This window comes from Enterovirga sp., assembly GCF_028290205.1.
GTDB lineage: Bacteria > Pseudomonadota > Alphaproteobacteria > Rhizobiales > Beijerinckiaceae > Enterovirga.
Genome location: NZ_JAQGKF010000147.1, coordinates 19703 through 43735, shown reverse-complemented (window position 1 = coordinate 43735; position 24033 = coordinate 19703). Strand labels below are relative to the sequence as shown.

The 24033-nt window shown below is 70.6% G+C and carries 25 protein-coding genes; 9 read left to right on the top strand and 16 right to left on the bottom strand.

The window, feature by feature from the left end:
• Nucleotides 1-182: 182 nt before the first annotated feature.
• Nucleotides 183-1418: an RluA family pseudouridine synthase gene (locus tag JWR86_RS10865; protein WP_299564941.1), complete on the bottom strand. Its 1236-nt coding sequence runs from the start codon at nucleotides 1416-1418 to the stop codon at nucleotides 183-185.
• A complete protein-coding gene (gene crcB / locus JWR86_RS10860) occupies nucleotides 1415-1798 on the bottom strand; it encodes a fluoride efflux transporter CrcB (RefSeq protein WP_299564938.1) in 384 nt (127 codons plus the stop codon). Before crcB ends, JWR86_RS10865 begins: the two co-directional genes overlap by 4 nt.
• A gap of 70 nt (nucleotides 1799-1868) precedes the next feature.
• On the opposite strand from crcB, the gene JWR86_RS10855 reads away from it, so the two are divergent.
• The 3 genes from JWR86_RS10855 to JWR86_RS10845 are packed head-to-tail and all read left to right on the top strand — an operon-like array spanning nucleotide 1869 to nucleotide 3066.
• Nucleotides 1869-2195, top strand: coding sequence for an SH3-like domain-containing protein (locus JWR86_RS10855; RefSeq protein WP_299564935.1), 327 nt, complete (start codon nucleotides 1869-1871; stop codon nucleotides 2193-2195).
• Complete coding sequence (locus JWR86_RS10850) at nucleotides 2192-2485, top strand: SH3-like domain-containing protein (RefSeq protein WP_299564932.1); 294 nt, start codon at nucleotides 2192-2194, stop codon at nucleotides 2483-2485. Before JWR86_RS10855 ends, JWR86_RS10850 begins: the two co-directional genes overlap by 4 nt.
• Nucleotides 2482-3066 (top strand): nitrile hydratase subunit alpha, encoded by a 585-nt coding sequence (locus tag JWR86_RS10845; RefSeq protein WP_299564929.1) that lies wholly within the window; start codon nucleotides 2482-2484, stop codon nucleotides 3064-3066. The genes JWR86_RS10850 and JWR86_RS10845 overlap by 4 nt, the downstream gene beginning before the upstream one ends.
• Nucleotides 3067-3101: 35 nt before the next feature.
• Here the strand turns inward: JWR86_RS10845 and JWR86_RS10840 are convergent, their stop codons facing one another.
• A complete protein-coding gene (locus JWR86_RS10840) occupies nucleotides 3102-3638 on the bottom strand; it encodes an ankyrin repeat domain-containing protein (RefSeq protein WP_299564926.1) in 537 nt (178 codons plus the stop codon).
• A gap of 128 nt (nucleotides 3639-3766) precedes the next feature.
• On the opposite strand from JWR86_RS10840, the gene JWR86_RS17825 reads away from it, so the two are divergent.
• Nucleotides 3767-4579: a cell wall hydrolase gene (locus JWR86_RS17825; RefSeq protein ID WP_366914579.1), complete on the top strand. Its 813-nt coding sequence runs from the start codon at nucleotides 3767-3769 to the stop codon at nucleotides 4577-4579.
• Between the two features lie 27 nt (nucleotides 4580-4606).
• Here the strand turns inward: JWR86_RS17825 and JWR86_RS10830 are convergent, their stop codons facing one another.
• The 3 genes from JWR86_RS10830 to JWR86_RS10820 form a co-directional block, all read right to left on the bottom strand.
• Entirely contained in the window at nucleotides 4607-5914 is a 1308-nt protein-coding gene (locus tag JWR86_RS10830; protein WP_299564923.1) for a replication-associated recombination protein A, read from the bottom strand.
• 88 nt (nucleotides 5915-6002) lie between these two features.
• Nucleotides 6003-7418, bottom strand: a complete 1416-nt coding sequence (locus JWR86_RS10825) for a Do family serine endopeptidase (protein WP_299564920.1) — start codon at nucleotides 7416-7418, stop codon at nucleotides 6003-6005.
• Nucleotides 7419-7499: 81 nt separating this feature from the next.
• Nucleotides 7500-8759, bottom strand: a complete 1260-nt coding sequence (locus JWR86_RS10820; protein WP_366914578.1) for a glycosyltransferase — start codon at nucleotides 8757-8759, stop codon at nucleotides 7500-7502.
• Between the two features lie 131 nt (nucleotides 8760-8890).
• Here JWR86_RS10820 and JWR86_RS10815 point away from each other — a divergent pair, with 131 nt between their 5' ends.
• Nucleotides 8891-9352, top strand: coding sequence for a BLUF domain-containing protein (locus tag JWR86_RS10815; protein ID WP_299564916.1), 462 nt, complete (start codon nucleotides 8891-8893; stop codon nucleotides 9350-9352).
• A 77-nt stretch (nucleotides 9353-9429) separates the two neighbouring features.
• Here the strand turns inward: JWR86_RS10815 and rplQ are convergent, their stop codons facing one another.
• The 4 genes from rplQ to rpsM form a co-directional block, all read right to left on the bottom strand.
• On the bottom strand, nucleotides 9430-9852 hold the full coding sequence (rplQ, locus tag JWR86_RS10810) for a 50S ribosomal protein L17 (RefSeq protein WP_299564913.1): 423 nt from the start codon (nucleotides 9850-9852) through the stop codon (nucleotides 9430-9432).
• 127 nt (nucleotides 9853-9979) lie between these two features.
• Nucleotides 9980-10996 carry a DNA-directed RNA polymerase subunit alpha gene (locus JWR86_RS10805; RefSeq protein ID WP_299564910.1) on the bottom strand — a complete coding sequence of 339 codons (1017 nt, stop codon included), beginning with the start codon at nucleotides 10994-10996 and terminating at the stop codon, nucleotides 9980-9982.
• Nucleotides 10997-11105: 109 nt separating this feature from the next.
• Nucleotides 11106-11495: a 30S ribosomal protein S11 gene (rpsK, locus tag JWR86_RS10800; RefSeq protein WP_299564907.1), complete on the bottom strand. Its 390-nt coding sequence runs from the start codon at nucleotides 11493-11495 to the stop codon at nucleotides 11106-11108.
• A gap of 193 nt (nucleotides 11496-11688) precedes the next feature.
• Nucleotides 11689-12057: a 30S ribosomal protein S13 gene (gene rpsM, locus JWR86_RS10795; RefSeq protein WP_299564904.1), complete on the bottom strand. Its 369-nt coding sequence runs from the start codon at nucleotides 12055-12057 to the stop codon at nucleotides 11689-11691.
• Nucleotides 12058-12377: 320 nt separating this feature from the next.
• On the opposite strand from rpsM, the gene JWR86_RS10790 reads away from it, so the two are divergent.
• The gene (locus tag JWR86_RS10790) at nucleotides 12378-14195 is read left to right on the top strand and encodes a glucan ABC transporter ATP-binding protein/ permease (protein WP_299564901.1); all 1818 of its coding nucleotides are present in this window, start codon (nucleotides 12378-12380) and stop codon (nucleotides 14193-14195) included.
• A 26-nt stretch (nucleotides 14196-14221) separates the two neighbouring features.
• On the opposite strand, the gene JWR86_RS10785 is transcribed toward JWR86_RS10790, so the two are convergent.
• Genes JWR86_RS10785 through JWR86_RS10775 form a run of 3 tightly spaced genes read right to left on the bottom strand, consistent with a single transcriptional unit; the run spans nucleotide 14222 to nucleotide 17201 of the window.
• The gene (locus JWR86_RS10785; RefSeq protein ID WP_299564898.1) at nucleotides 14222-15439 is read right to left on the bottom strand and encodes a transporter associated domain-containing protein; all 1218 of its coding nucleotides are present in this window, start codon (nucleotides 15437-15439) and stop codon (nucleotides 14222-14224) included.
• Nucleotides 15436-16578 (bottom strand): 3-dehydroquinate synthase, encoded by a 1143-nt coding sequence (gene aroB, locus JWR86_RS10780; protein WP_299564895.1) that lies wholly within the window; start codon nucleotides 16576-16578, stop codon nucleotides 15436-15438. Before aroB ends, JWR86_RS10785 begins: the two co-directional genes overlap by 4 nt.
• 2 nt (nucleotides 16579-16580) lie before the next feature.
• A complete protein-coding gene (locus JWR86_RS10775) occupies nucleotides 16581-17201 on the bottom strand; it encodes a shikimate kinase (RefSeq protein ID WP_299564892.1) in 621 nt (206 codons plus the stop codon).
• Nucleotides 17202-17253: 52 nt separating this feature from the next.
• Between JWR86_RS10775 and JWR86_RS10770 the strand changes: the two genes are divergently transcribed.
• Both JWR86_RS10770 and JWR86_RS10765 read left to right on the top strand, forming a co-directional pair.
• Nucleotides 17254-18177 carry a site-specific tyrosine recombinase XerD gene (locus tag JWR86_RS10770; protein WP_299564889.1) on the top strand — a complete coding sequence of 308 codons (924 nt, stop codon included), beginning with the start codon at nucleotides 17254-17256 and terminating at the stop codon, nucleotides 18175-18177.
• Between the two features lie 102 nt (nucleotides 18178-18279).
• A complete protein-coding gene (locus tag JWR86_RS10765; RefSeq protein ID WP_299564886.1) occupies nucleotides 18280-19953 on the top strand; it encodes a pilus assembly protein in 1674 nt (557 codons plus the stop codon).
• Between the two features lie 7 nt (nucleotides 19954-19960).
• Here the strand turns inward: JWR86_RS10765 and metW are convergent, their stop codons facing one another.
• The gene (gene metW, locus JWR86_RS10760) at nucleotides 19961-20617 is read right to left on the bottom strand and encodes a methionine biosynthesis protein MetW (RefSeq protein WP_299564944.1); all 657 of its coding nucleotides are present in this window, start codon (nucleotides 20615-20617) and stop codon (nucleotides 19961-19963) included.
• Nucleotides 20618-20643: 26 nt separating this feature from the next.
• A complete protein-coding gene (locus tag JWR86_RS10755; protein WP_299564882.1) occupies nucleotides 20644-21822 on the bottom strand; it encodes a homoserine O-acetyltransferase in 1179 nt (392 codons plus the stop codon).
• 133 nt (nucleotides 21823-21955) lie between these two features.
• On the opposite strand from JWR86_RS10755, the gene JWR86_RS10750 reads away from it, so the two are divergent.
• A complete protein-coding gene (locus JWR86_RS10750) occupies nucleotides 21956-22768 on the top strand; it encodes a chorismate mutase (RefSeq protein WP_299564878.1) in 813 nt (270 codons plus the stop codon).
• On the opposite strand, the gene JWR86_RS10745 is transcribed toward JWR86_RS10750, so the two are convergent.
• Entirely contained in the window at nucleotides 22756-23955 is a 1200-nt protein-coding gene (locus tag JWR86_RS10745) for an MFS transporter (RefSeq protein ID WP_299564875.1), read from the bottom strand. The two genes, JWR86_RS10750 and JWR86_RS10745, sit on opposite strands and share 13 nt — an antisense overlap.
• Between the last annotated feature and the right edge of the window lie 78 nt (nucleotides 23956-24033).

Below are 24033 nucleotides of genomic sequence, written 5' to 3'. Positions count from 1 at the left end.
GCGGGCGGCAGCGGCGTGCGCGTGGTCACGCTGCCGCCCGGAGCCGCCGCCGTGGCAACAGGTCTCGGATGCGGTCGGGCCGGATCCGCCAGCGCCCCGCCGGGGGCAAGCAGCAGCGCCGCGAGCGCGAGCGAGGCCATCCTGTCCATCATCGTGTCTGACCCGCCAGCTGGTCGCCCTGCCTAGGATTCTGGCGCATCCGCGATCGGATCGAACCGCGACACGTCGAAGCCCAGCAGGTTGAAACTCTGCTGCATATGGGGCGGCAACGGGGCGGTGACATCCACCGGCCGCCCCGTCCGGGGATGCGGCACGACGATTCGGCGGGCCAGGAGGTGCAGGCGGTTCTGGATGCCGCCCGGCAGCTCCCAATTTTCGATGTCGAAATATTTTGGGTCGCCGACGATCGGGTGGCCGATATGGGCGGCATGCGCCCTGAGCTGGTGGGTGCGGCCGGTCACCGGTTTCAGCGACAGCCAGGTCAGCTTGCGGCCCGCCTGATCCACCACGGCGTAGTAGGTCAGCGCGTGGCTCGCCCCCTCGTCGCCGTGGTGGGCGACGGCCATGCGGGTCTCGGTCTCGTCTCCCTCCTCGCGGGCGAGATACGTGGAGACGCGGCCCTGCTTGACCCGGGGCACGCCCGCCACCACGGCCCAGTAGATCTTGCGGGTGGAGCGCGACCGGAAGGATTTGGCCAGCGCAGCGGCCGCGAAGCGGGTCTTCGCGATCACGAGGCAGCCGGCCGTGTCCTTGTCGAGCCGATGCACCAGCCGGGGCTTCTGCCCCTGCCGGTCTCGCAACGATTCGAGCAGCCCGTCGACATGCCGGCGCAGGCCCGGTCCGCCCTGGACGGCCAAGCCGAACGGCTTGTTCAGGACCATCATGTCCTCGTCCTCGAACAGAACAAGGGAGCGGAGGAAGGCCGCATCCTCTTCCAGTTCGGAGGGCGGCCCGGCCACCGCCGGCTTCGCCTCGAGCCGCAGCGGCGGCACCCGGATGCCCCAGCCGGCTTCGAGCCGGTCGCTCGGCTTGGCCCGGTGGCCGCTGACCCGGACCTCGCCCTTGCGGACGATGCGCTGGATGTGGGTCAGGGCCAGCGCCGGAAACCGGGCCGACAGAAAGCGGTCCAGCCTCATGCCGGCCTCGTCCGGCTCGACCGAGACGATCTGGACCGCCATGGCGGCCTGGGCCTGCTCGGGCGACATCTCGGGCCGGGCGGCCTTCGGCGTCTCGACGGGAGGCGGCGGCGGCGCGGGACGGGGCGCCGCAGGCCGCAGCACCGGGGGCCGGGATGCTCCTGCAGGGCGGGTCCGGCGCGACGCCGGTCCGGCCTTGCGGGCCGCATTGCGCGCCGCCTTCGGCCTGCCCCCCGGGACCGGGGGGCGGCCGCTTCGTCCAGGCCCGCCGCCACGCCTCATGCCCAAGTCCTCATCACAAAAAGTCCGAGCGCCAGGGCGCCGACAGAGAGAGCGACCGAACCGCCGACATAGGCAGCCGCCGCGGCGGCCTCGCCGCGCTGCCAAAGCAGCCACGAATCGAGGGAGAAGGCCGAGAAGGTCGTGAACCCGCCCAGAAGGCCCGTGGTCAGAAACAGCCGCAGGGATTGGCCGGCGCCGCCGTTCGCCCGCTGCGCCAGCCAGCCCACGATCAGCCCCATCAGCAGCGATCCGGCCACGTTCACGACCAGGGTGCCCCACGGAAATGCGAGGCCGCAGAGGCGTGCGCAGCCGAGGTTGACCCCGTGGCGCAACGCGCCGCCGAGGCCAGCGCCGAGGAAGACCAGGACCGTCGCCTGCATGCGCCCCTGTAGCAAAGGTCGACGCGCGGCAAAACACGGCTATGCTGCGGCCCAGACAAACGGGTTCGACATGGCCGACAGCGACGTCCAGGACCGCCCCCGCGCCCACCACGACATGGGCGGGGTGCCTCGATTCCTCTGCGAGGAGATCGACATCGAGCCGCACGAACTGACACCGTTCGACCGCCAGGTCGATGCCCTGCGCCAGGTTCTGGCCGCCAAGGGGCTGATGACGGTGGACGAACTCCGCCGCGGGATCGAGGAGATCCCCGAGGAGGAGTACCTGCGCCTCAGCTATTACCAGAAGTGGATCCGCTCCATAACCGCCACGCTGATCCGCCGCGGGGTCATCGACGAGGCCGATCTCCGGGCCCGGCTGGATGGGGCGGCGTCGTGAATCTCGGTCCCGGAACCGCCGTGCGGATCAAGGATGCCTGGCCGGAGGCGGACGGCCCCGTCCATGTCCGCACGCCGCATTACGTCCGCGGCCGCTCCGGCACGGTCGTGCGCCATCTCGGTGATTTCCCGGATCCCGGCGACATCGCCTTTGAGCGCAAGCCGGCCATGCGCAGCCTCTACCACGTTGCGTTCCGACTGCCGGACCTGTTCCCCGACGCGACCGGCGACGAGCTTCTGGTGGAGATCTACGACCACTGGATCGAGGCGGCAGGGAGGGCCCAGGCATGAACGTTCGCGAAGCCGAGAGCGGCCGCCTGCTGGCGGCGCTCACCTCGCTCCTGTCGGAGCGGGGCCTGATCAGCGACGACGAACTCGCCGCCCGCATGGCCATCACCGAATCGGCCTCGCCGAAACAGGGCGCCCGCATCGTCGCCCGCGCCTGGACCGATCCGGGCTTCCGCGAGCGCCTGCTGGCCGACGGCACCGCAGCCGTCGAGGAGGCGGGCGTGTTCATGCGCGGCCTGCCGCCGCTCGGGGTGCTCGAGAACACGTCGGAGGTCCACAACGTCGTGGTCTGCACCCTGTGCAGTTGCTACCCGCGGGCCGTGCTCGGCTACCCGCCGTTCTGGTTCAAGTCGCCCGGCTATCGGGCCCGCACGGTTCGCGACCCGCGCGGCGTCCTGGCGGAATGGGGCACCGCCATCCCGGAAGATGTCCGCATCCGGGTGGTCGATTCGACGGCCGATTACCGCTGGATGGTGCTGCCCATGCGGCCGGCCGGAACCGAAGGCTGGTCCGCCGAGGCGCTGGCCGACCTCGTGCGCGACAGCGACATGATTGGCGTGACGCAGCCCAAGGCCAGCCTCTAGGGCTTCCGCGGGCCGCGCCGGGCCGGCGCCGCCCGTCAGCTTTGCGTTTTTTTGGCCAGGGCCGCCGCGAGCCGGCGCGGCGTCCCGTAGGCGCCCATCTGCGTGGCCAGCGAGGCCGCGTCGCGACCGTCGGCATCCTGACGGGCGGGATCGGCGCCCCGGGCCAGCAGAACATCCACCGCGTCCGTCCGGTCGAACATGGCCGCCACCATGAGCGCGGTGCGGCCGTCCGGCCCGTGCCCGTCCACCTCGGCGCCGCGGTCCAAGAGGTGCTGCAGCACGGGGAGCGCGCCCTTGAAGGCGGCGGCGCCGAGGGCGTTCTGGCCGCGATCGTTGACGCGGTCGGGATCGGCGCCCCGCTCCAGCAGCAGCCTGACCGTCTCCAGGTGGCCGTGATAGGCCGCCAAAATCAGCAGCGTGTCGCCCTTGCTGTTGGTGAGATTGGCCGGCAGGCCCTGGGCGAGCAACTCGCCGAGTTCCCCCGAGCGTCCGCCGCGGGCGAGATCGAAGCACCGCCCGGCAAAGGCGATCGTGTCCGCGTCGAGCCCGCCGGCATCGCGTTCAGCCGTCATCGGCACCTCGTGCCGGAGAGTTAACCCGATCTCAAGCGTCCGCGCACTTTCCTGGCATCCGTATCGGCGGAGGTCGGGGCCGGTGGCTCCGAGACTATCGCTCCCGTGTTGCGTATCGGAGTTCCGCCTTGGCGAGTTCGCTGAAGGCCGCGCCGGCGACGGCTGTCCTCGTGACGGCCCTGTCGCTCGGCGCATGCGGCCACAATCCCTGGGGCCAGTCCGCCGCGCTCTCCGAGCGCGAGTGCATGGCGCGGGCGATGTATTTCGAATCCAACCGTTCGAGCCCCGACGGCATGCTGGCCGTCGGCACGGTGGTGATGAACCGCGTGCAATCGCCCCGCTATCCCAAATCAGTCTGCCAGGTGGTCGGCCAGCGCAGCCAGTTCGCCGACGGTGTGCTGTCCAAGCCGGTCAGCGGCCGTTCCTGGACGCTGGCTCTGAATGCGGCAGACCGGGTGCTCGCCGGCGAGCGCCACGACGAGGTCGGCGGCGCCATGTTCTTCCACACGGCGGGTCACACCTTCCCCTACCGCAACATGGCCTATGTCGCCTCCGCCGGCGGCAACGTGTTCTACGAAAAGCGCCCGCCCGGCACGTTCGATCCCGTCCACCCCTCGACGCTGGTGGCGCGGGCGGACCCGCCCTCGATCTCCCGAACCGCCGTGGCCCGGGCCGCGCCCCGGACGCAGGTCGCGGAAGCGGAGCGGCCGGTGCGACGGCCGGCCCCGGTCCGGGTGGCGGCGGCCGCCGAGGACGACGACGAGGACGAACGGCCCGCCCCGCGCCACCGCACCAGCCCCGACCGCAGCCCGACGGCGTCGCGGGAGCCGATCCAGCTCGCTTCGGCGAACGCCCCCCGGCGCGCCAAGCACCAGCCCTCGATCGAGGAGCTCATCGACGCCGATCTCGGCCAGGCGGGCCCCATTCCGGGACGGCGGTAGGGCCCGGGCCGGGGCGGGCCGCCAAGCCTATTCGCCGCGCTCCTCGCGCAGCCGGCGCCAGCGCTGCAGTCGCTCGCCGATGCGGGCCTCCAGCCCGCGTCCAGTCGGCTCGTAAAAACGCTGCCGGCCGAGCTTCTCCGGCCAATAATCCTGCCCGGAAAAGGCGTCGGGCTCGTCGTGGTCGTAGCGGTAGGTCGCGCCATAGCCGATGCTCTTCATGAGCTTGGTAGGGGCGTTCAGGATGGTGCGGGGCGGCATCAGGGAGCCGTGCTCCTTGGCGGCCGCCATGGCGGCCTTGAAGGCCGTGTAGACGGCGTTCGATTTCGGCGCGGTCGCCAGGTAGACCGTCGCCTGGGCCAGGGCGAGTTCGCCCTCCGGCGAGCCGAGGAAGTCGTAGGCGTCCTTGGCCGCATTGGCGACGGCCAGCGCCTCCGGATCGGCCATGCCGATGTCCTCCACGGCCGCCCGCACCAGCCGGCGGGCGATGAAGAGCCGGTCCTCGCCGCCATCCAGCATGCGGGCCAGGTAGTACAGGGCGGCATCCGGATCCGAGCCCCGGATCGTCTTGTGAAGCGCCGAGATCAGGTTGTAATGCCCCTCCTGCGCCTTGTCGTAGATCGGCGCCCGGCGCTGCACGATCTCGCCCAGCGCCTCCTGCCCGAACACCTCGCCCGGTTTAGCTGAGCGCCAGACCTCTTCGGCGAGGGTCAGGGCGGCGCGGCCGTCGCCATCCGCCATGCGGGCGAGCGAGAGGCGGGCCTCCCCGTCGAGCGGCAAGGGCCGGCCCTCCGCCTCCTCGGCCCGGGCCAGGAGCTGCGCGATGGCGTCCCCGTCCAGCCCTCGAAACACCATCACGCGAGCCCGCGACAGAAGCGCCGCATTCAGCTCAAACGAGGGATTCTCGGTCGTGGCGCCGATCAGCGTCACGGTGCCGTCCTCCATCACGGGCAGGAAGGCGTCGAGCTGGGCGCGATTGAACCGGTGGATCTCGTCCACGAACAGCAGGGTGCCCTGCCCCGAGGCGCGACGCCCCCGTGCAGCCTCGAAGATCTTCTTCAGATCGGCGACGCCGGAGAAGATGGCCGAGATCTGCTCGAAATGAAGCTTGGTCTCGCCGGCCAAGAGCCGGGCCACCGTGGTCTTGCCGGTGCCGGGCGGACCCCAGAAGACGAGGGAGCCCATCGACCCCGCCTCGATCAGGCGGGTCAGGGCCCCGTGCGGGCCGACGAGGTGGTCCTGGCCAACCACCTCGGCCAGCACCCGCGGCCGCAGCCGGTCGGCCAGCGGCCGCGGCACGTCCTCATCGAGCCGCGCCGCGGCGAACAGGTCCGGCATGCTTGGTCCTCGACTGCGACCCGGGGTCGTGCGACCGGATCCTTACGCCGTTTCCCGACCCGGCGCGCGGCGCCGCGCGCCGCGCGGCTCAGCCGCCGAACACGCTGGTCAGCACCTGGCCGCCGCGGTTGATGGTGACCTGCCACACATTGGCGCCGGCCCGGATTGTGCGCTCCAGTTCGCGCGTCGAGACCATGCGCTCGTTGTTGATGGCCAGCACCACGTCGCCCTTCTGCAGGCCAACCCGCTCGGCCGCGGTGCCCTCCTCGACCTCGGCCACAACGACGCCCTCGGAAACGTCGAGCCGCATCTCGTCGGCGACGGCGGGGGAGATGTTGGCGAAGGTGCCGCCAGTGAACGGCGTGCGGCCGCGCGGCGAGACGGGGTCGCGCGCCGGGATTTCGGGCGGGCCCTGCAGCTTCACGGTCAGGGTGTGACGGGTGCCGCCCCGGTTGACGCCGACGGGGGCCTCGCCGTCGATCCCCTTGAGGGCGAAGCGCCAACCGAAGGCATCCGGATCGTCGACGGCCTTGCCGTCGACGTCGAGGATCACGTCGCCACGCTTCAGCCCCGCCGCCTCCGCCGGGCTGCGCTCCCGCACGGCCACCACGAGGGCGCCGGTCGGCGGGTCGAGCCCGAGCCCCTCGGCGATGTCGGGGCTGACCCGCTGCAGCGAAGCGCCGAGCCAGGGCCGCTGCATGGTCTTCGACCCGGCCTTGGCCGAGGCCACCACGGCCCGCACCATGTTGGCCGGGATCGCGAAGCCGATGCCGACGCTGCCGCCGGATTGCGAAAAGATGGCCGAGTTGATCCCGACCAGCCGGCCCCGCATGTCGACCAGGGCACCGCCGGAATTGCCCGGGTTGATGGCCGCGTCCGTCTGGATGAAGTAGCCGTAATCGGTGACCCCGACATTGGTGCGGGCGAGGCCGGACACGATGCCCTGGGTCACCGTCTGGCCGACGCCGAACGGGTTGCCGATGGCGAGGACGAGGTCGCCGACCTCGAGGGCGTCGGCATCGCCGATGTCGATGGCCCGGTAGCTCCCCTTCCCCTTCAGCTTGAGCACGGCGAGATCGGCGCGCGGATCGCGCAGGATGATCTCGGCTTCCACCTCGCGACGGTCGGACAACGCCACCTTCACCTCCGTCATGTTCTCGATGACGTGGTGGTTGGTCACAACCAGGCCCGACGGGTCGACGATGACGCCCGATCCGAGCGAGCGCTGCGTCCGATCGGGCGCCATGTTGGGAGCCTGCTCGCCGAAGAAGCGGCGGAAGAACTCGTCCATCACCGCCATGCGGCGGTTCTTCTCCACCCGCGCCCCGTACACGTTGACCACGGAGCCGGCGGCACCGCGCACCACGGGCGCGAAGGAGAGCTGGATTTCAGCCGCGCCCTGCGGCACCGCGCGGGGCGCCTCGGCGGCCCGGTTCTGGGCCTGCGTGAGGCCGGGCCAGGCGGTCAGCGTCAGGGCAGCGACGGCGAGGGTGACGATTCGCATGGGCAGGATCCGGTCGGCGCGCGGGGCCGGGTTATGGGCCGGGACGGGCGCGCCGAAAAGGGTCGGTGCCGCCGGCCCAGGTCAGGCGGCCCGCGCCGTGGCGGGGCGGGCCAGCATGGCGTCGTAGAGCGCGACCAGACGGCCGGCATGGGTGGCCGGATCGAGCGGTGCCTCCCAGTAGCGGCGGGCCGCCTCCCGGCCCATCTCGCGGGCGACGCGGGGGTCCCTCAGCGCCGCGAAGGCTGACGCGACCGCCTCCACGTCCGGCTCGACCACGAACCCCGTCCGGCCGTGCCGCACCTTCTCGGCCGCACCGGAGCGGGCCGAGGCGATCACGGGGATGCCGGCCGCCAGCGATTCGTACACGGTGAGCGGGCCCGTCTCGTACCACCGGGACGGGGCCACGACGGCCCGCACGGCGCCGCCGCGAAGCAAGGCATCGACCTCCGCGCGGGACCGCCACCCCATCAGGGTGCTGTCGGGATCGAGCCGGCGAATCTCGGCCTCGGCAGGCCCTTCGCCGACGAACAGCGCCGGCATGCCGGCCGCCCGGCCCGCGGCCGCGACGAGGTCGGCCCCCTTCTCCCGCGTGAGTCGGCCCAGATAGGCGATGCGGCTGTCGGACGCGATCTGAGCCGGCGGCCCGCGCTCGGCCGCGACGGGGTTGTCGATGCGGTGCTGGGTGAGGCCGGCCGGCAGGAAGGGCGCCACCGTGTCCCGTCCCCGGTCGGAGACGTGGATCACGTCGAAGCGCGCGCCCCGAAGGCAAGCCCGGGTCGCCGCCGTCCTGACCACCCGCACGGCCTTGTGCCGACCTGAGCGCGGATCGCAGGGGGCCAGGAGGCAGGAGGCGGAGAGCGGCACCAGCCCGCACGGTTCGCCCCGGTCGAAGCGGTAATAGACCCCGTTCGGACAGGCCGCGAAATAGTCGTGCAGGGTTAGAACCAGCGGGTGCGGCGAGCGCGACAGCACCGGCAGCACCGCGGGGGACAGGGATCGCGTCCACTGGTGCAGGTGCAGCACGGCCGGCCCAGGCGGCAGATTCGCCAGGGCCGCCGCGAGACGGCGCGCCGCGAGACGGTTCCAGATGCCGGCGGCCGCGGCCCGAGCTGCGGGGAGCGACCAGACATCGGCGAGGTCGAGCGACACCACCTCGACGCCGGCCTCCCTGAGGCGCGGATCGGCCCGGCTGGCCACGCCCTGGATGTAGGTGACCGGCAGCCCGAGACGGCGGAGCGCGACGGCGGATTCGATCGCCACCATCTGGGCCCCGCCGGACGGCTGCGCGAAATCAGCCAGGATGACGACCCGCATCAGCGACGAGACCTCTGCCGCCGCCAAGCTCGGGCAGATTCCGGAAGACGAACTCTGTCCGGTTCCAAGGTCGCGCGGTCGTGAAAGCTGTACCGGCTGTCCTTTATGCAGCCGTTAAGCCGAAGGCCCGAGGCTCCCGCTGTTTCGGGGAAAGCTCCATGCCGCTGGTTCAGATCGTCTATCACAGCCGCAATCGGCTGGCCCCGGCCAGCGGCCGCCCCCAGCTCGACATGCTTCGGGCGATCCTGGCGAGTTCGCGCCGCAACAACGCCGAGACCGGTCTGACCGGGTTCCTGCTGTTCGACCGGACCTGGTTCTTTCAGGTGGTCGAGGGGGAACGCCGCGCTGTTCTGGCGACCTACGAGCGGATCGGGAAGGACCCGCGCCACGCGGACGTGACCCTGTTGGCGCTGCGCGACATCCCGGCCCGGACCTTTCCGAGCTGGTCCATGGGCGCCGCGATGCTCAATCTCGACCAGCGCGAGATCTACCTGCGCCACGGCATCTCGGGCGCGCTCGACCCGACCCAGGTGACAGCATCGACGGTGGTGGCCCTGGCCGTGGATCTGCAGGGCCAGGAGATCGAGCAGCAGCGCTCGCTCCAGCGGCTCGCCGGCTGATCCGGTCCGGAGGCGGCCGGACATGCAAAGGGCGGCCGAAGCCGCCCTGGGTCGTCAATCAGGTCCGAGCGCGCGGCTCAGGCCTCGGCCTCTGCCGCTTCGGTGCTCTGGGACGGACCGGAATCCTTGCCCTTCGCGTCCACGTCGCGGTCCACGAACTCGATCACGGCCATCGGGGCGTTGTCGCCCTGGCGGAAGCCCGCCTTGAGCACGCGGCAATACCCGCCGGGCCGCGCCTTGTAGCGGGGGCCGAGCACGTCGAAGAGCTTCTTGACCATGGCTGCGTCGCGCAGCTCCGACATGGCGTTGCGGCGGGCGTGAAGGTCGCCGCGCTTGCCGAGCGTGATCAGCTTCTCGACCACGGGACGCAGGTCCTTGGCCTTGGGCAGGGTGGTGATGATCTGCTCGTGCTTGATCAGCGCGGCCGACATGTTGGCGAACATCGCCTTGCGGTGCTCGGGCGTGCGGTTGAAACGCCGGCCCCGGAATCCGTGACGCATAGGTGGCTCTCCTGGTTATCGCGGCCGCCGTGCCAAGGTACGGCCGTGCTCTTCTGGGTCTTGAGACGTCATGGCCGGACTGCGCCGGCCCCAGATCAGATCACGAGGCGCCCGAAGGCGCCGTCGCTCAGTAATGTTCCTCGAAGCGCTTCGCGAGATCTTCGATGTTCTCCGGCGGCCAGCCCGGCACTTCCATGCCGAGGTGCAGGCCCATCCCGGCGAGCACTTCCTTGATCTCGTTCAGCGACTTGCGGCCGAAGTTCGGGGTCCGCAGCATCTCGCCCTCGGACTTCTGGATAAGGTCGCCGATGTAGACGATGTTGTCGTTCTTCAGGCAGTTCGCCGAACGGACCGACAGCTCGAGCTCGTCCACCTTCTTGAGCAGCGCCGGGTTGAAGGGCAGCTGCGGTGCGAGGGTCTGTGCCTCTTCGCGGCGGGGCTCCTCGAAGTTCACGAACACCGAGAGCTGGTCCTGGATGATCCGGGCGGCATAGGCCACCGCGTCCTCCGGCGTGACCGCGCCGTTGGTCTCCACCGTCATGGTGAGCTTGTCGTAGTCGAGAATCTGACCCTCGCGGGTGTTCTCGACCCGGTAGGACACCTTGCGGACCGGCGAGAACAGGCTGTCGACCGGAATCAGCCCGATCGGCGCGTCCTCGGGCCGATTGCGCTCGGACGGGACATAGCCCTTGCCCGACATCACGGTGAACTCCATCCGGATCTCCGCGCCCTCGTCCAGCGTGCAGAGCACGAGTTCGGGGTTGAGGACCTGAATGTCGCCGGTGGTGTTGATGTCGCCAGCCGTGACCGCGCCCGGACCCGTCTTGCGCAGCGTCAGGCGCTTGGCCGTGTCGCCCTGCATGCGGATCGAGATCGTCTTCACGTTCAGCACGATGTCGGTGACGTCCTCCCGGACGCCCGGGATCGACGAGAACTCGTGCAGCACGCCATCGATATGGACGGAGGTGACCGCGGCGCCCTGGAGCGACGACAGCAGCACGCGGCGCAGGGCGTTGCCGAGCGTCGTGCCGAAGCCCCGCTCGAGCGGCTCGGCCACCATCGTGGCGACGCGCTTCGGATCCTCGCTCTGAGCAACCTCGAGCTTGCTGGGCTTGATCAGCTCTTTCCAGTTTTTCTGTATCACGGGCCTACCTCTCGGACGGCGATCGCGGAGCGGCGGCCTTGGCCGCGCCCCGCTGGGTCGCGTGGACAATCATGCGCCGGGCCAAGCGGTGGCCGGGCACGGCGTCGACTCAGACGCGGCGACGCTTCCGCGGCCGGCACCCGTTATGCGGGATCGGCGTCACGTCACGGATCGAGGTCACGGTGAAGCCGGTGGCCTGGAGGGCCCGCAGGGCCGATTCGCGACCGGAGCCGGGGCCCGACACCTCGACCTCGAGCGTCCGCATGCCGTGTTCCGAGGCCTTGCGGGCCGCGTCCTCGGCCGCCACCTGGGCGGCGTAGGGAGTGGACTTGCGGGAGCCCTTGAAGCCCATCGAGCCGGCCGACGACCAGGAAATGGTGTTCCCCTGCGCATCCGTGATGGTGATCATCGTGTTGTTGAACGAGGCGTGCACATGCGCGACGCCCGACACGATGTTCTTGCGCTCGCGACGGCGGACGCGGACAGTTTCCTTGGCCATTTTCGATCCTTCGGGCGCGCCCGTGGTGCCAGGCGCTCGGGATGTGGAGGTGATCAGCCGGCTGAGCCGGCCCGTTGAACCCTCCCGCGCCTCGCCGGGTCGTCCCGGCTACCCCGATGGTCGGGGTTCGGCGCTGGAGAGCGCTCCTCGGGCCAGGCCCGAGGCTGACCTGCCGCGGCTGGGCCGCGGCAGATTACTTCTTCTTGCCGGCGATCGGCTTCGACTTGCCCTTGCGGGTGCGGGCGTTGGTGTGCGTGCGCTGGCCGCGGACCGGCAGGTTGCGACGGTGCCGGAGGCCCCGGTAGCAACCGAGATCCATGAGCCGCTTGATGTTCATCGACACCTCGCGCCGCAGGTCGCCTTCGACCTGGTAGTCGCGGTCGATCGTCTCACGGATCTGCAGCACTTCCGCGTCCGTGAGCTGATTGACGCGACGCTCGGCCGGGATCGAAACCTTTTCGACGATTTCCCCAGCCTTCTTGGCCCCGATGCCATGAATATACTGAAGCGCGATAACGACACGCTTGTTGGTCGGGATGTTGACGCCTGCAATACGGGCCACGTCCACCTCTCCTCGGCCGGAGTGCCCAGCCTGTGATCTCTATTCGGTTCGACCGAGGCGGATATCTCAGCACAGACATCGCGTCGACGCTCCCCCCGGGAGCGACGCGCGGCCGCATGAGACAGCTCGGTTGACGGGCCGCATGTAGGGATTTGCGAGAGCCAAGTCAACGACGTGTACTGGCGAGCACAGGCCATCGGAGCATCCCGCCCTCCCCGCCGGTTCGCGCGCCCTGGCCGGCCATTGCGGCCACAGCGGCCGCTCAGCTTGAAGCCCCGGGCGTGGCCCGGCATGGTCACGCCGAGGAGTGCTTGTTTTCGATGTGGTTGATCCGACTCTATGTCCGCGTGCTCGGCCAGCTCGGCTCCGACCTGAAGCTCGGGGCGGTGCTGGCGCTGGCCAATATCGGCCTCGCGATCGCGGCCTTTGCCGAACCGATTCTGTTCGGCCGCATCATTGACCGGCTGACCGGCGGCGGGGCGGGCCCGGCCGGACCGGTGACCTTCACGTCGCTTCTCCCCCTGCTGGCCGCCTGGGTCGGATTCGGCCTGTTCACCATCGGGGCGGGCGTTCTTGTCGCGCTTCATGCCGACCGGCTCTCGCACCGGCGCCGACTCGTCACCATGGCGACCTATTTCGAGCACGTGCTCGAACTGCCCCTCGCCTTTCACACCTCGACTCATTCCGGCCGGGTGCTGAAGGTCATGCTGGAGGGGTCGAACGGGATGGCCTGGCTCTGGCTCGGCTTCTTCCGCGACCATTTCTCGGCCCTCGTCTCCCTGGGCGTGCTCTTGCCGCTGACGCTGCTCCTGAACTGGCGACTCGGCCTCCTCCTGGTGGTCCTGGTGCTGGTCTTCACGGTCCTGACCGCGCTGGTCCTGCGCAAGACGGAGACGCTGCAGGGACGGGTGGAGACCTACCACTCGCGCCTGGCCGAACAGGCCTCGGACGCGCTCGGCAACGTGCCGGTCATCCAGTCATTCACCCGGGTGAAGCAGGAGACGGGCGAGCTCCGAAGCACCATCAGCCAGCTCCTGGCCGCCCAGACGCCGGTCCTGTCGTGGTGGGCGCTCGCCTCCATCGCGACGCGGGCCTCCGCCACCCTGACGGTGACCTCCATCTTCCTTCTCGGGACGTGGCTGAACCTCAACGGCAAGGCGACGATCGGCGACGTCGTCATGTTCATGTCCATCGCCACCATGCTGATCGGGCGGCTGGAGCAGGTGGTCGGCTTCGTGAACCAGCTTTTCATGCAGGGTCCCAAGATCCGGGAGTTCTACGAGATCCTCGACACCTCGCCCACGGTGCATGACCGGCCGGGCGCCCAGAACATCGACCGCTTCGCCGGCGCGGTGGAATTCCAGAACGTGTCCTTCTCCTACGATGGCAAGCGCACGGCGATCGCCGACGTGTCCTTCTCTGCCGAGGCCGGCCAGACGGTGGCGCTCGTCGGGGCCACCGGGTCCGGCAAGTCGACCACCCTGGGCCTGCTGCACCGCGCCTTCGACCCGCAATCGGGCGCGATCCGGATCGACGGCATCGATATCCGCGACGTCTGCCTGGCCTCGCTCCGCCGCAACATCGGGGTCGTGTTCCAGGAGCCCATGCTGTTCGCCCGCTCCATCCGGGAGAACCTCCAGGTCGGCCGCCCGGACGCCACGGAAGCCGAGATGCGCGAGGCGCTCGACCGGGCCCAGGCCTCCGAGTTCATCCTGCGCCAGGCGGAGGGGCTCGATTCGGTGATCGGCGAGCGCGGCCGTTCGCTGTCCGGCGGCGAGCGCCAGCGGCTGTCCATCGCCCGGGCGCTCCTCAAGAACCCGCCCATCCTGATCCTGGACGAGGCGACCAGCGCCCTCGACGCCGCGACCGAGCGCAAGCTCCAGGTCGCCCTCGAGGAGGTCATGAAGGGGCGCACCACCTTCGTCATCGCGCACCGGCTCGCAACCATCCGCAACGCCGACCGCATCCTCGTCTTCGAGGCGAGCCGAATCGTGGAAAGCGGCACCTTCGAGGAGCTGGTGGCCAAGAACGGCCGCTTCGCAGAACTCGCCCGGGCTCAGTTCATGGTCGGCGCGGGGGGCGAACCGCCCTTGGCCGAGCCGGCCGGCCCGGCGCTTCCGGCCGCAAGCTTGGCCTGACGGCGCAGCGCACGGCGCAGCTCAGGCTACGGCCGCGGCCGGTCCGTGGGCGCGGCCGGGCCCACAGGGCTATGGGGGGCCACGCGGAGCGCGGTGAGGCGGTTGCGCACGCGTCGCAGGACCTCGAACCGGTAGCCGTGGAAGGTGAAGAGCTGCCCGGCCTCCGGAATCGCCTGGGCCTCGTGAATCACGAGGCCCGCCACGGTGGTCGCCTCCTCGTCCGGCAGAGACCAGTCCATGAGCCGGTTCAGGTCGCGGATTGGCACCGAGCCGTCGACCAGAATCGAGCCGTCCGGCTGCGGCCGCACGCCCCGGGTCGCCACATCGTGCTCGTCCGAGATGTCGCCGACGATCTCCTCGAGGATGTCCTCGAGCGTGAGCAGGCCCATCAGGACCCCGTACTCGTCCACCACCAGCGCGACATGCTGTCGGCGCAGGAGGAAGGCGCTGAGCTGGTCGCGCAGGCTGGTGGTGTCGGGCACGAACCAGGGCGCGCTCGCGACGCTCAGCACGTCCACGGGCACGCGGCCCGCGTCGCTGGCCCGGAGGAGATCGCGCGAATGAAGCACGCCGACGATGTTGTCGGGCGTGCCGCGCCAGACCGGCAGCCGCGTGTGGGAGGAGGCCAGCACATCGCGGACGATCTCGTCCGATGGGAGGTCGGCCTCGATGGTCCGCATCTTGGTGCGGTGGACCATGACGTCCGACACCGTGAGCTCACGCAGGTCGAGCAGCCCGCCCAGCATGTCCCGCTCGGACTTCACCACCTCGCCCTGCTGATGCAGCAGATCGACCTGCTCGCGGATCTCCTCCGTGGCGGAGAGGATGCCGGCATAGGCATCCGGTCTGACACCGACGCGGCGTAGCGCCGCCTCCGTCCAGCCCGCCCGATCACCGAGCCGGGCCAGCGCCTCGAACAGGATCATGCAGGCCGAGGCGACCGCGACCGCGTAGAGCGAGCCGGCCGGACCTGCCCAGTCGATGAGCGAGCCGGTCAGCCACACGGTGCCGAGCACATTGAGGACGATGTTGCCGACCAGCATGGCGCCGAGCACGCGGGCCCGGATCGGCAGTTCCTCGCGGACATAGGTGCCGGACAGGCCGGCAGCGGCGGCCCGCAGCATGCTGCCCTTGCGGGAGGCGCGGGCGAGGCAGATTCGCAATGCGGACAAGAGTGCAGCGAGAGCCAGAAGCGCCAGGGCGAGAGCCACCTCTGGCCAGGGCGCGTCCAGCCAGTCGCTCACGGGGCGGAGCCTCGCGCAGCCTCCGCGGCCAGGAACGCCAGAACGTCGGCGCCGGGGACGCCCTCGGCCACGAAGCTGCGGCCGATGCCGCGCGCCAGGATAAAGGTGAGCCGGCCGGCCTTGACCTTCTTGTCCTGCGCCATGGCGTCGAGCAGCGCCTCGGGCGACCCGAAGCCGCCCGGAACGTCGGAGAGCCCTGTCGGGAGCCCGAGGGAGGCGAGATGGCGGGCCACGCGGTCCGCCTCGGCCGCGTCGCACAGCCCGCGCGCGGCCGAGAACCGGAAGGCCAGGACGAGGCCGATCGCCACCGCCTCGCCGTGGACCAGCCGGGCGCCGTCGTAGCGGACGATGCGCTCGAGGGCATGGCCAAATGTGTGGCCGAGATTGAGCAGCGCGCGACGGCCCTCCTCGCGTTCGTCCTCCACCACCACGGCGGCCTTGGCCCGGCAGCTCACGGCGACTGCATGGTCCCGCTCGGGGCCGCCCGCCAGCACGGCCCGGCCGTTCGCCTCGCACCAGCCGAAGAAGCCGGGGTCGTCGATGAGCCCGTATTTGACGATCTCGGCATAGCCCGCCCGCAGCTCGCGCGCCGGCAGCGTGTCCAGCAGGGAGGTGTCGGCAATCACGAGCGAGGGCTGGTGGAAGGCGCCGACCAGGTTCTTGCCGGCCGCCGTGTTGATGCCGGTCTTGCCGCCCACGGACGAATCGACCTGCGCCAGCAGCGAGGTCGGGATCTGCACCAGCCGCACGCCGCGCCGCAGAATGGCGGCCGCGAAGCCGGCGAGGTCGCCCACGACGCCGCCGCCCAGCGCGACCACGAGGTCCCCGCGCTCGATGCGGCCTTCCAGCAGCCTGTCGGTGACTCGGGCCAGCTCGCTGAAGCTCTTGGACCCCTCCCCCGGCGGCACGCTGCAGGGCACGACCCGCAGCCCGGCCGCCTCGAGGCGCCGCGTCACGGCCACGCCGTGCAGCGCCGCCACGTGCGTGTCGGTCACGAGCGCGGCCGCCCGGGCCCCGAGCGCCGCGAGCCGGGCCTCGCCCGCCCGGAGCGCATCGCGGCCAATCAGGATGTCGTAGGCGCGCTCGCCGAGACCGACATGAACCACCTCCGGGGCGGGGGACGCCGTTGCGGCGGACATGCTCAAACCTCGGCTGACATAAACGTTGAAAGGGCGGCGAGAACGTCCTGGACGACCCTGTCCTGGGTGGAATCGCGCGACAGCACGGTCACGTCCGCCTGGGCGTAGACCGGGTCGCGTTCGGCCATGAGCCGCCGCATGGTCGCGTCCGGATCGGCGGTCTGCAGAAGAGGCCGGTGCGAGCGCTTCCGGACACGGCGCATCAGGGTCTCGTGATCGGCCTTGAGCCAGACCGAGATGGCGCTCTCCCTGATCCGGGCCCGGGTCTCTGGGTCCATATAGGCGCCCCCGCCGGTCGCGAGCACGATGGGCGGGCCCTCGAGCAGCCGGGAGATGACCCGGCGCTCGCCGTCCCGGAAGGCCGGCTCTCCGTAGATCGTGAAGATGTCGGCAATCGGCATCCCGGCCGCGGTCTCGATCTCGGTGTCGGCGTCGTAGAACGGCAGCCCGGTGCGCAGGGCGAGCCTGCGGCCGATCGTGCTCTTGCCCGCTCCCATCAGCCCGACCAGCACCACCGAGCGCCCGCCGAGCCGCTCGACAAGCCCGGTGCCCGACGCGCCGAGCACACCGGCGGCGGTGGCAGCGAGCGGCTCGGAGGCCTCGGGTGGCAGGACTTTGTCCATGCGCTTGCATGTATCATGCGGGCCGGCGCAGGCCACCTTTCGTGAGACCGCATTGACCCCGATCCCGAGCAACGGCCGCCTGGCCAGCCTGTTTCTGGACATGCTGGCGGCGGAGCGCGGCGCCGCCAAGAACACGCTCGACGCCTATGGCCGAGACCTCGCCGACTACCTGGAGGCGATCGAGGGTCCGGTGGCCGCCGTGGAGCCGGCTGCGATCCGGGCCTACCTGGCCGGGTTGTCGGCCCGCGGGCTGGCGCCGTCCTCGGCCGCCCGCCGCCTCTCGGCCGTGCGGCAGTTCCACAAGTTCCTCTACGCCGAAGGGCACGCCTCCGGCGATCCGACCGCCTCGACGGCCGGGCCGAAACGCGGCCGCGGCCTGCCCAAGATCCTGTCGGTGGAGGAGGTCGACCGGCTTCTCGCCACGGCCCGGGAGGGGGCGGACAATCCCGATGCAAGCCCGGGCTCCAGGGCCCAGGCGGTGCGGCTTCTGTGCCTCGTCGAGCTCCTCTACGCGACCGGGCTGCGGGTCTCGGAGCTGATCAGCCTGCCGCGGGCCGCGGCGCGGGCCCGCGAGCGCTTCATCATCGTGCGGGGCAAGGGCCGCAAGGAGCGCCTCGTTCCCCTGACGGAGGCGGCCCGCGAGGTGGCGCGGCGCTGGCTCGACCTCTCCGGCGCAAGGCCCGGGCCCTGGCTATTCCCGGCCGAGTCGGAGAGCGGCCACCTCACGCGACAGGCGTTCGCCCGCGATCTGAAGGCCCTGGCCGGGGCGTCGGGTCTGCGGGCCGAGAAGGTGAGCCCGCACGTGCTGCGCCACGCCTTTGCCAGCCACCTGCTTCAGAACGGGGCGGACCTCCGGATCGTGCAAGAACTGCTCGGCCATGCCGACATCGCCACCACCCAGATCTACACGCACGTGCTGGACGAACGCCTGAAGGGGATGGTGCGCGACCTTCACCCGATGTCCACGGGCGGCTGACGATCGCCTCGCATTTGAGCAATCGACCGAACGCAAGTGTAAAACAATTCCGCTAGGCGGAGGTGCCAGACCGGGGTTCTGCCGCCGGATGGAGGCGACCCGATGTCCGTCCGCACACTGCCCCGCTCCGTGTTCCAGCGCTTTCTTCGGTCCCGTGCCGGCAATGTCGGGATCATCTTTGGCTTGGCGCTGACGCCCATCCTGGTGGCGGCCGGAGCCGCCATCGACTATTCCGGCGCCGCCGGTTTGCAGACGGTCCTGCAGGCCGCCACCGACTCGACAACGCTGAGCCTGTGCAAGGCCCCCGCGACCCTCACCGTCGCCGAACTGCGCACGCTGGCCGAGTCGAACCTCGCCAAGCAGGTCACGAGCCGGGCGGTCTCGGTGACCGACCTTCAGGTCATCAACTCGCCGCGCAACGTCAGGCTCCAGACCGCCTCCACCTATCCGACGGCCTTCATGAAGATCGTGAGCCACGACACCGTCGTGGTGGCAGCCGACGCGACCTGTTCAGCGAGCGAGCAGTTTTTCGAGATCGCCCTCGTGCTCGACACGACCGGCTCCATGGCCAGGGCCGGCGGCAACGGCCAGACCAAGATGGATGCCGCCAAGACGGCCGCCAAGGATTTCGTGGACTTCATGTACACGGCCGGGGCTCTTCCGGGCCATGTCCGCATGTCCCTGGTGCCCTTCGCGGCCTCGGTCGCGATCCCGGCGGCCCAGCGCAGCGCGGCCTGGCTCGACACCACGGCGGCGAGCCCGCTTCACTGGCAGTACATCACGGGCCGCAGCGGACAGGGTTTCACGAGCCGCCTGTCGCTGTTCGAAAAGCTGAAGACCGTCGATCCGGCTTGGGACTGGCGCGGCTGCGTCGAGTCCCCGGTCTATCCCTACAACGTGACGGATGAAGCCGTTTCGACGAGCCACCCTGCCGGACTGATCCTGCCGCTCTTCGCGCCCGACGAAGTCAGCAACACCAAGAGCTGCTCGAGCGGCAGCTCGCAAACCTGCCAGGACACGACCAACACGAACTCGTACCTGGACGACGGCACGTCCAGCAGCGGCACCTGCCAGAACGACGCCGCCGCCTCGACCCGCATGACCCAGGCCTGCAAGTACAAGACGCCGACCAACGCCAGGACCAGCGCCTACGGCCCGAACTGGTCCTGCACCTCCCGGCCCCTGTCCCAGCTCGGCACGGCCCAGGCGACGCTGAAGACGGAAATCACGGCCCTCCAACCCGAAGGCCAGACCAACGTCCATGAGGGCTTCATGTGGGGCTGGCGCACGATCTCTCCCACCAGCGTCTTCAGCTCCCAGGCCGGCCCCCCGGCCGCCTACGACGCCACGAATTACAGCAAGGTGATCGTGCTGATGACCGACGGCACGAACACCTGGAGCGGCGATTCGCGCGTGCTCGGAAAGTCCCAGTACTCGGCCTACGGCTACTTCCAGAACGCCGATGGCACGGATGCGGCGGCCGCGAATTCGCGCTTCAAGACCGGCCGCACCAACCTCACGACCAGCGCCGACGGCCGCGCCGCCATCGACGAACTCCTGCTCGATGCCTGCACCAACGCCAAGGCCAAGAAGGTCATCGTTTACACGGTCGGGTTCAGCACGAGCACCGACCCGATCGACGCTCAGGGCCTGTCGCTGCTGCAGAACTGCGCCTCGGGCAGCGATTACAGCTTCGTGGCCAACGACTCGACCGCCCTCGTGGCCGCCTTCAAGAAGATCGCCCAGGGCATCGGGTCCATGCGGCTGACCCGCTGAGAAGGCCTTAGCCTCGGCGCAGCAGGAAGATCCCCTGCTGGCCGAACAGGTTCCAGACCCACCAGGGCAGGTTCACCCGGACGGGATCGCCACTCGCGCCCAGCGCGTGCGCCTGCTCGATCTGCACGCCGAGTTCGCGGCAGAGCCGGACGAAGTCCCGGATCGTGCAGAAGTGAATGTTGGGGGTGTCGTACCAGGGCTGGGGCAGGTTCTCCGTCACCGGCATGCGGCCGCGGACCCCGATCTCGTAGCGCACGCGCCAGTGGCCGAAATTCGGGAACGACACGATCGCCCGGCGGCCGATGCGCAGCATGTGTTCCAGCACCACCCGCGGCTGCCGCGTCGCCTGCAGGGTCTGGGACAGGATCACGTAGTCGAAGCTGTCGTCCGGGTAATCGACGAGGTCGGTGTCGGCGTCGCCCTGGATCACGGCGAGCCCGCGGGCGAGGGAGTGGCTGACGCCCTCGCGGGACAGCTCGATGCCGCGGCCGTCGACGGAGCGCCGCTGCCGCAGCAGCGCGAGCAGGAGCCCGTCGCCGCAGCCGACGTCGAGCACCCGCGAGCCGGGCTCCACCATCCGGGCCACCAGGAGGTGGTCCTTGCGGGGGTGACCCTCACCGACCTGCCGGCCCTGGGCTGACGCGGCGACGGCGGCGGAGTTCACGGGCGGGGGGCCGAGGGTCCCGCCGCTCACGCGATGCCCCTGGCCGAAGCGGCGGCGTCCAGGAAGCCGCGCGCCGCCGCGAACATCTCAGGCTCCTCGAGCAGGAAGGCGTCGTGGCCCTTGTCGGATTCGATCTCCACGAAGCCGACCTGGGCGCCGCCCGCGTTCAGCGCATGCACGATGGCGCGCGAGTCGCGGGTCGGAAAGAGCCAGTCTGACGTGAAGGAGATCACGCAGAACCGCGTCGGCGACCCCCTGAACGCATTGGCCAGCGTTCCACCGTAATCTGCTGAAAGGTCGAAATAATCCATCGCCCGCGTCACGTAGAGATACGAGTTCGGGTCGAAGCGTTCCACGAAGGAGATGCCCTGGTAGCGCAGGTAGCTCTCGATCTGGAAGTCCGCGTCGAAGGTGAAGGTCGGGGCGTCCCGGTCCTGCAGCGTGCGGCCGAACTTCCGGTGCAGCGCGCCCTCGGACAGATAGGTGATGTGCGCGCCCATGCGGGCGACCGCGAGGCCCTTCCGCGGCCGCACGCCCTCGTCCAGATAGCGCCCGCGGCGCCAATCGGGATCGGCCATCACGGCCTGCCGGCCGACCTCGTGGAAGGCGATGTTCTGGGCCGAGTGCCGTGCGCCCGTGGCGATCGGCATGGCGGCGAAGACCCGGTCCGGGTAGCTCGCGGCCCATTGCAGGACCTGCATCCCGCCCATGGAGCCGCCCACCACGCAGAACAGGCTGGGGATGCCGAGCCGGTCGATGAGCATCTTCTGGGCCCGCACCATGTCCCGGATGGTCACGACCGGGAAGTCGAGCGCCCAGGGGCGGCCCGAATCGGGGTTGCCCGAGGCTGGCCCGGTGGTTCCCATGCAGCCGCCGACGACGTTGGCGCAGATCACGAAGAATCGCTCGGTATCGATCGGCCGCCCGGGCCCGACCAGCGTTTCCCACCAGCCCGGCTTGCCCGTGACCGGGTGGATGTTGGCGACGTGCTGGTCGCCCGTGAGGGCGTGGCACACCAGCACCGCGTTGGACCGGTCCGGATTCAGCTCGCCATAGGTCTGGTAGGCGATCTGCCAGGGGCCGAGCGCGATGCCGGCATCCAGAACCAGCGCTTCGGACGCGGCGAAGCGCTGGACGGGGCTGGTCGGCTCATCCGCCTCGGACCGGTGCGTCGGCGCCGGTCCCCTGAAGCTGTGCTCGTTCATGGTGCCGGTTCATGTCGTGATCGCCGCCGGCAAGTCAACGAATCGGCTCGGCCCGCCGACTTGGCAGCACCGCCACCGGGACCTAAAGGGCCTGACCTCCCGGGCCACAGCGCCCCCGCGGCAAGGCAGCAGAATGGACGCAAGCGGCTCCGGAGCATCGGCCCTCGCAGCCCTCCGTCGCGAGATCGACCGCATCGACGAGGGCATGCACCGGCTCCTCATGGAGCGGGGCGAGATCATCGACAGGCTGATTGCGACCAAGGGCACGGCCGCCTCGGGCTCAGCCTTCCGACCCGAGCGCGAGGCCGCCATGATGCGGGTTCTGGCGGCCCGACACGGCGGCCTTCTCCCCTTCGACGCACCTGAGGCGATCTGGCGCGTCATCATTTCCACGTTCACGCACGTGCAGGCCCCCTTCGCGGTCCACGCCGACCTCGCCGCCGGAGACGGCGCGATGCGGGACAGCGCCCGATTCCATTTCGGCTTCACCGTTCCGCTGCACACGCATGGGAGCGCCGCCGAGGTTGTGGCCGCCGTGGCGGCGTCGCGCGGTGATCTCGGCCTCGTCGCCCCGGGCCAGGCCCCAGGGGCATGGTGGCGGGCCCTGCGGCCGGCGGACGCCCCCAAGGTGATCGCCCGGCTGCCCTTCACCGAGCGGCCCGGCCACCCGGCCCCGACGCAGCTCCTGGTGCTGTCACGCGTGATCTCCGGCGAGGGGCTCGGCGCCGTGCGTCTGTTCGCGGCCGAAGGCGGCGCGGGAAGCGCCGATGGCCCGGGCCGGCTCCCGGGCGTCGCCGTTCTGGCCGCGGCCGAGGGCAGCTGCCTGGTCGCCGCCCCGGCGGAGCTGGATCCGGCCGAACTCGCCGGCGGGCTCTCGGTCTCCGACCTCGTCCCGGTCGGTAGCCACCCCGAGCCGGTGCCCCTCCGGGCCCGTCAGCCGGCCTGAGCCGCCGCCCGGCGCGCCAGCCGCCACATCGTGCCGAGGCAGACCAGCGCCACGGCGAGCGCCAGGCCCGTAAGCGCCGCCGCCCCGAACCGCTCGAGGATCACCGCGAAGCCAAGCGGGGCGGCCGCGAAGGCGATGTTCTGCGGCACGTTGAGCCGACCCAGCATGGCCGCGTAGGCAGCCGCCCCGAACAGCCGCAGCGGGGCCACCGCTCGGACAATCGAGATCAGGCCCGCCGAAAGGCCGTAGCCGATCGAGAACACCAGCGCCCCGAGCGGCGAGGCGCCCCAGAGCAGCAGCACTCCGAGAGCCACCGGCATCAGGAGCGCGGCGCCGACGCCGACCTCCAGAATGCCGATTCGACTGCCGCCCAGCATCTCGAAGGCGCGCGCCAGCACCTGCCCCGGTCCGACCAGCGCGCCGATGGCGACGGCCGCCGTCTCGGCATGGCCATAGGCCTGCAGCAAGCCCACCATGTGCAGCGGCAGCCCCCAGGTCAGCATGCCGCTGAGCGAGAAGGCGACCGCGGCAAGAGCGAAGGCGCCGGGGATCGGGGCCGGGGCCCCCGGCCCGGGCTCGCCATCGGGCCGGGGCGCGAGGGGCGCAGCCTCCGTCAGAACCCGGCCGGCCGGAAGGCACAGGAGGTGGAGCGGCGCGCAGACGAAAAGATGCACGGCGGCCAGGATCAGCAGCGTGACCCGCCAGCCGAAGGCCGCATCAAGGGAGATCAGCACGGGCCAGGCGATGGTCGAGGACAGTCCTGTGAGTAGCAGCAGGAGCGCGATGGCGCGGCGCGCGGAGGCGGGCGAGATCTGAACCAGCGCCGTGGAAGCGCTCTGGTTCAGCGCCAGCGGCATCACGGCCCCGAACACGACCCAGGCGGCCGCGAACAGGATCGGCCCCTCGGCCGCGGCCAGGAGCGCAAGACCGAGCGCGGCCAGAACGGAGCCGGTCACCATCCAGCGACGGGCGCCGTCCCGGTCGAGCGCGCGCCCGACCGCCGGGGCGATGGCGGCCGCCACCACCAGCATCAGCGTGATGCCGCCGAAGATGAGTTCCCCCGGAAGGCCGATGCCGCGGGCGAGGCGGCCGGACAGCACGGCCGGGATGTGGAAGGTGGTGCCCCAGCCGACGATCTGGGTGACGGTGAGACCGCCGACCGCCAGGGAAAGACTGCGCCGGGACAAGGGCGCCGGCGCCCGGGCGATCGACACAGGAAGCTTTCCCCCTGCCCTGACGCGGCCGGAATGGCGCGCCGCCGCATG

Coding starts and splice junctions, on each gene's coding strand:
- JWR86_RS10865 (WP_299564941.1), bottom strand. CDS start 1,418: ATGAGGCGTGGCGGCGGGCCTGGACGAAGCGGCCGCCCCCCGGTCCCG.
- crcB (WP_299564938.1), bottom strand. CDS start 1,798: ATGCAGGCGACGGTCCTGGTCTTCCTCGGCGCTGGCCTCGGCGGCGCG.
- JWR86_RS10855 (WP_299564935.1), top strand. CDS start 1,869: ATGGCCGACAGCGACGTCCAGGACCGCCCCCGCGCCCACCACGACATG.
- JWR86_RS10845 (WP_299564929.1), top strand. CDS start 2,482: ATGAACGTTCGCGAAGCCGAGAGCGGCCGCCTGCTGGCGGCGCTCACC.
- JWR86_RS10840 (WP_299564926.1), bottom strand. CDS start 3,638: ATGACGGCTGAACGCGATGCCGGCGGGCTCGACGCGGACACGATCGCC.
- JWR86_RS10830 (WP_299564923.1), bottom strand. CDS start 5,914: ATGCCGGACCTGTTCGCCGCGGCGCGGCTCGATGAGGACGTGCCGCGG.
- JWR86_RS10825 (WP_299564920.1), bottom strand. CDS start 7,418: ATGCGAATCGTCACCCTCGCCGTCGCTGCCCTGACGCTGACCGCCTGG.
- JWR86_RS10815 (WP_299564916.1), top strand. CDS start 8,891: ATGCCGCTGGTTCAGATCGTCTATCACAGCCGCAATCGGCTGGCCCCG.
- rplQ (WP_299564913.1), bottom strand. CDS start 9,852: ATGCGTCACGGATTCCGGGGCCGGCGTTTCAACCGCACGCCCGAGCAC.
- rpsK (WP_299564907.1), bottom strand. CDS start 11,495: ATGGCCAAGGAAACTGTCCGCGTCCGCCGTCGCGAGCGCAAGAACATC.
- JWR86_RS10790 (WP_299564901.1), top strand. CDS start 12,378: ATGTGGTTGATCCGACTCTATGTCCGCGTGCTCGGCCAGCTCGGCTCC.
- aroB (WP_299564895.1), bottom strand. CDS start 16,578: ATGTCCGCCGCAACGGCGTCCCCCGCCCCGGAGGTGGTTCATGTCGGT.
- JWR86_RS10775 (WP_299564892.1), bottom strand. CDS start 17,201: ATGGACAAAGTCCTGCCACCCGAGGCCTCCGAGCCGCTCGCTGCCACC.
- JWR86_RS10765 (WP_299564886.1), top strand. CDS start 18,280: ATGTCCGTCCGCACACTGCCCCGCTCCGTGTTCCAGCGCTTTCTTCGG.
- JWR86_RS10755 (WP_299564882.1), bottom strand. CDS start 21,822: ATGAACGAGCACAGCTTCAGGGGACCGGCGCCGACGCACCGGTCCGAG.
- JWR86_RS10750 (WP_299564878.1), top strand. CDS start 21,956: ATGGACGCAAGCGGCTCCGGAGCATCGGCCCTCGCAGCCCTCCGTCGC.